Origin of the sequence: Actinotalea sp. (genome assembly GCF_041597215.1) — a bacterium.
GTDB lineage: Bacteria > Actinomycetota > Actinomycetes > Actinomycetales > Cellulomonadaceae > Actinotalea.
This window is the reverse complement of record NZ_JBFHHB010000221.1, coordinates 1-5,378: the sequence shown is the minus strand read 5'-3', so window position 1 is coordinate 5,378 and position 5,378 is coordinate 1. Positions and strand designations below refer to the sequence as shown.

Genomic DNA, 5,378 nt, shown 5'->3' with positions numbered 1-5,378 from the left:
GCACTCCCTCGAGCACGGTGCCGTGTGGATCACCTACCGTCCGGACCTCGCCCAGGCGCAGGTGGACGTGCTCACGGAGCTGGCCCGCGGGGAAGGCTACGTGCTGCTCAGCCCCTTCCCCGACCTCGCGGCGCCCGTGGTCCTGACAGCCTGGGGAGTGCAGCTCCAGGTCGATGACGCGGACGACCCACGGGTCGAGCCGTTCTTGGTCACGTACGTCCAGGGCGAGCAGACGCCCGAGCCCGGGGCTCCGTGCAGCGGGGGCGTCGGCGAACCGAGCTGACATGCCGTGCGCCGTTCAGGTGCGTGCGTACCGGCTCCGCGCCGGCGAGTAGACGCCGAAGGCATCGAAGCCGGGGCCATCCGTGGTGCCCGCACGCCTCGCGAGCCGCAGTGGCCTCCCTCGGGAGAGCGCCCGGCGCGCCGCTGCACGGACGGGGCTACGCAACTGCTGGGAATCGCTACCTAGGCGGCCCCTGCGGAACCGAACGTCCCCCGAGATCTCGCGCAGGGCCCCCGAGGCTCGTGTCACGACGCGCCGGAGGGCGGCGCCCCGACGGAGGAGTGACAACATGGCGGTTGCCGCCAAGGGCGAGATGAGGGCTTCGGACCTCACCACGTTCCGCCGATGGTTCGTGCTGATCCTGGTGAGTGCGGGAAGCTCGACGATCTACGGACCCGCCTACCTCAAGAACGCGTTCTACGAGGCCCAGCAGGTCGCGCTCGACCTGACGAACACCCAGGTCGGTGCGTTGCTGTCGGCCTACGCCATCACGGCGACGATCTGCTACCTGCCCTCCGGGCTCGTCGCCGACCGGATGCGGATGCGGACGCTGTCCTCGACGGGCTTCATCCTCACGGCCGGGCTGACGTTCTGGTACGCGACGCTGCCGTCCTTCAGCACGCTGCTGCTCATCTTCGTCGGCATGGGTCTGAGCACGATCCTGCTGTGGTGGGGCGTGCGCTACAAGTTGGTCCGGCTCATCGCCGACGAGGCCGAGTACTCGCGCAACATCGGCATCAGCTACGGGATCTACGGCGCTGCCGGGTTCCTCGTCGGGCTGATCGGCACGGCGATCCTCGCCCGGCTCGGGTCCACCTCCCCGGAGGCATTCCGTGCCTTCCTGCTCTTCTACGCGGGCCTCATCCTGGTGCTCGGCATCCTCTCGTTCCTCGTGATCCCGAAGTTCGAGGGTGAGATCGGGGAGTTCCGCTCGATCTCGCAGGTGGTGCTCGACGCCGTGCGGTCGCTGAGCAACCCCGTCGTGCTCATCACGGCGGCCACGGTCTTCTTCGTCTACTTCTTCTACACCGGCGTGAACTACGCGACGACGTACATGGCGTACCTCGGCGCGGATTCCACCCTCAACAACATCACCTCGGTGCTGCGCACCTACGGCGTCACCCTGCTGGCAGGTCCGGTCTTCGGTGCGATCGCCTACAAGGCCAAGCGCCCCTCCCTGGTGATCTCGATCGGGTCGGTGATCGCCGTGCTCGGTCTCGCCGTCCTCGCGCTCGTCCCCGCTCCGGCGTCGCTGCCGGCCACCACGAGCCTCATCGTCTCGGTCGCCCTGATCGGTGTCGCCCTGGGCTTCATCGCCAACGGTGTGTTCGGGATCGTGTCGAGCCAGCTCACCGAGGGCAAGGTGCCGCTGTCGGTGTTCGGCGCCGCGACGGGTGTGGTCTCGGTCGTCGGCTTCATGCCGGACACCTTCTCCAGCACCTGGTTCGGCTCGATCATCGACAACGCCGCCGCAGCAGGCAACGAGGGCGCTGCCTACCCGACCATCTTCTGGATCCTGGCCGGCTCCGCCGTCCTGGCCGTCGGCTCCGCCCAGGTGCTGTCGCTCTACGTGAAGCGCAACCGCGGACAGCTCCAGGCCGCCTACGACGCGTCGGTGGCAGCGTCCGCTGCGGCAGAGGCCGCGAACAGGGTTCCGGCGGTGACCACCGCATCATGAGCGCGATCGACGTCCTTCCACTGCTCACCGAGCGGATGCACGAGGTGCTCCGCATCCAGGCGGCCCGTAGCGAGGGCTCCGTGCCCGCCGATTCCGGGCCGGCGGCCCAGCGGGTCGCGTACGCAGCCGAGCGGGAGTACTGGAACGACGGCGGTCCGACCATGGCGGTGACCACCGACGAGCTGGTCGAGGGGCCGCAGGGCCCGGTGCGGGTGCGCTGGTTCCACCCGGGGGGCGAGGCCCGATCGGTCATCGTCTACGTCCACGGCGGCGGGTTCGTCGTCGGGGACCTCGACACGCACGACCGCATCATGCGCACCCTCGCGGCGGAGTCGGGTGCCGTGGTCGTCGGGGTGGACTACGCACTCTCACCGGAGGCGAAGTTCCCCCGAGCGGTGCACGAGTGCGCGGCGGTCGCACGGCATGTGGCCGAGCATGCGAGTGACCACGGAGTCGCCGGCGGACGGGTCTCGTTCGCCGGCGACTCCGGCGGGGCGAACCTCGCCGTCGGGGCCACGCTGCTGCTGCGCGACCAGGGCGGACCCGAGATCGAGTCGCTGCTGCTCTACTACGGCATCTACGGCTTGCGGGACTCCCGCTCGCGTCGCCGGCTCGGCAACGAGTGGGACGGTCTGACCCAGGCCGACCTCGAGTTCTACCTGGGCTCCTACGTCCGGGGCCCGCAGGACCTCACCGACCCGTACCTGGACTGCCTGGGTGCTGACCTCGACGGGTTCCCGCCGACCTACCTGCTCGGCTCGACCGTCGACCCGCTCATCGACGACACCCTCGCGCTCGCCGACGCACTGTCCGACCACGGTGTCCCGCACCGTCTCCGGTCGGTCGGCGGCGTCCTGCACGGTTTCCTGCACTACTCCCGCGTCCTGCCCGAGGCGGTGGAGGCGCTGGCCGAAGGGGCTGCGTTCCACCGTTCCGTCGTGGCGGCGCGGCTCACCACCCCCGCTGACCGCTGACCGCGGCTCGTCTGTCTCCACCAAGAAAGGCATCACCCATGGACTTCTCACTCAGCGAGGACCAGGACCTGATGGTCCAGGCCGTCCGCGAGGTCATGACCCGCGAGAACTGGGAGCCGTACTTCGCCAAGTGCGACGCCACCCACGAGTACCCGCAGCGCTGGGTGTCCGAGCTCGCGGCGATCGGGATCGACACGATCCTGCTCCCGCCGGAGCACGGCGGGCTCGACGCCGGCTGGACGACCATCGCAGCGGTGTGGGAGGAGCTGGGCCGCCTCGGCTGCCCGACCTACGTGCTCTACCAGCTGCCGACGCTCGAGACCGTCGTGCGGGTGGGGACCGCCGAGCAGCAGGAGAAGATCCTGTCGCTGGTGGGAACCGGTGAGCAGATCTGGAACTTCGCGATGACCGAGCCGGGTGCCGGCTCGAGCTTCGCCGCGATGTCGACGACCTACACCCGCCGGGACGGCAAGGTCTACCTCAACGGGCACAAGACCTACATCACCTCGAGCAAGCACGTGCCGTACCTGGTCGTCATGGCGCGCAACGCCGAGGACATGAGCCAGTACAGCGAGTTCTTCGTCGACATGAGCGCTCCGGGCATCACCCTGGAGCCGCTGGAGAAGCTCGGCCTGCGGATGGACTCGTGCTGCGAGGTCTACTTCGACGACGTCGAGCTGGGCGAGCAGGACATGTTCGGCGCCGAGGGGGAGGGCTTCGCCCGGACGGTCGCCGACTTCGACCTCGAGCGGTTCCTCGTCGCGGCCTGCGACTACGGATGGGCGCTCTGCGCGTTCGAGGACGCCGCGCGGTACGCGAACCAGCGGGTGCAGGGTGGCGAGGCGATCGCTCGCTACCAGCTCATCCAGGAGAAGTTCGCCAACATGAAGATCGCCCTGACCAACATGCGCAACATGGTCTACGAGGTCGCGTGGAAGGCCGACAACGGACTGCTCGGCAAGGGCGACGCGTCGATGGCCAAGCTCTACTGCACCCGGGCGGCCGCCCAGGTCGTCGACGACGCGATCCAGGTGCTCGGCGGCCTCGGGGTGACCGGCGAGCACCGCGCGGCGCGCTTCTACCGCGACCTGCGCGTGGAGCGGATCTCCGGTGGGACCGACGAGATGATGATCCTGACGGCGGGCCGCGCGGCGCTCAAGGACTTCCGATGACCAGCCCCGGACCGAAGGAGCCATCTGCCGTGCCGACCTCAGCCGTACCCCCGTTCGGCGCCCTCCAGGGCGTCAAGGTCGTCTACTCCGCCGTCGAGATCGCTGCGCCCTCGGCTGCCGCGCTCATGGCCGAGTGGGGTGCCGACGTCGTGTGGATCGAGAACACCCGCACGGGCGACTCGATGCGCGACACCGTCAACGTCAAGGAGCTCGAGCGGCGCAACCAGCGCTCGGTCGCCCTCAACCCGTTCACCGACGAGGGGCGCGAGGTCCTCCTCTCGCTCATCGCCGACGCGGACATCTTCGTCGAGTCGTCCAAGGGACCGACCTACGCTCGTCGCGGGATCACCGACGAGCTCCTGTGGGAGCGCAACCCGCGGCTCGTCATCGTCCACGTGTCCGGGTTCGGCCAGTACGGCGTCCCGGAGCGGGTCAACCGCGCGGCCTACGACCTCACCGTCCAGGCCTACAGCGGCTACATGGCGCAGAACGGCACCCCCGAGCAGCCGATGGCCGCTGTGCCCTACGTCGGGGACTACTTCACCTCGCTCATGGTGGTGTCCTCCGCGCTCGCCGCGCTGCACCGGGCGACGGCCACAGGCGAGGGCGAGAGCCTCGACGTGGCGATGTACGAGGTGATGCTGCGCATCGGCTCGTACTACCTCATGGACTACATGAACGACGGCACGGTGTACCCCCGGCCCGGGCCCCGCCACCCGAACCTCTGCGCGATCGGTGAGTACCGCACCTCCGACGGGTTCATCGGGCTGTGCATCTACGGGGTCAAGCAGAACAAGTACCTGCTCGAGCGCATCGGTCTCGGGCACCTGTGGGGGACCGAGGACTACCCGGAGGACACCAGCGCGCTGTGGCTCGACGGGCCGCAGGCCCCGCTCATCGAGGCGAAGATCGAGGAGTTCTGCCTCACCCAGAAGGCCCTGGAGCTGGAGAAGGAGTTCTCCGAGGCGGGGCTCGCGGCCAACGCCGTGCTCGAGTTCGACCAGGTCCTCGCCGAGGAGCACCTCGCCCAGCGGGAGGCCATCGTCGAGTGGAAGCGCCAGGACGGCAGCAACGTCAAGGGCATCGGCATCGTGCCGAAGTTCGCGCGCAACCCCGGTCAGATCTGGCGGCCGATGCCGGATCTCGGCCAGGACACCGACACCGTTCTCACCGAGGCGGGGTGGACGCCCGAGGAGATCTCGCGGCTCGAGGACAACGGAACGATCAGAAGGAGCTGACCCTGTCGTCGGCGTGCACGGACCGAGAGCCGT

5 protein-coding genes are annotated in these 5,378 nt (G+C 69.1%); all 5 read left to right on the top strand.

All coding sequences use genetic code 11. The features are described from left to right. Positions 1–283, top strand: a 283-nt coding sequence (locus ABWK99_RS13180; RefSeq protein ID WP_372595162.1) for a DUF3105 domain-containing protein, incomplete at its 5' end; no start/stop codon positions are given. A 289-nt stretch (positions 284–572) separates the two neighbouring features. After that, positions 573–1,961 carry an MFS transporter gene (locus tag ABWK99_RS13175; RefSeq protein ID WP_372595161.1) on the top strand — a complete coding sequence of 463 codons (1,389 nt, stop codon included), beginning with the start codon at positions 573–575 and terminating at the stop codon, positions 1,959–1,961. Next, entirely contained in the window at positions 1,958–2,935 is a 978-nt protein-coding gene (locus ABWK99_RS13170; protein WP_372595160.1) for an alpha/beta hydrolase fold domain-containing protein, read from the top strand. Before ABWK99_RS13175 ends, ABWK99_RS13170 begins: the two co-directional genes overlap by 4 nt. 38 nt (positions 2,936–2,973) lie before the next feature. Further along, the gene (gene caiA / locus ABWK99_RS13165) at positions 2,974–4,107 is read left to right on the top strand and encodes a crotonobetainyl-CoA dehydrogenase (RefSeq protein ID WP_372595159.1); all 1,134 of its coding nucleotides are present in this window, start codon (positions 2,974–2,976) and stop codon (positions 4,105–4,107) included. Then, positions 4,104–5,345 (top strand): L-carnitine CoA-transferase, encoded by a 1,242-nt coding sequence (gene caiB, locus ABWK99_RS13160; protein ID WP_372595158.1) that lies wholly within the window; start codon positions 4,104–4,106, stop codon positions 5,343–5,345. The genes caiA and caiB overlap by 4 nt, the downstream gene beginning before the upstream one ends. Positions 5,346–5,378: the final 33 nt, after the last annotated feature.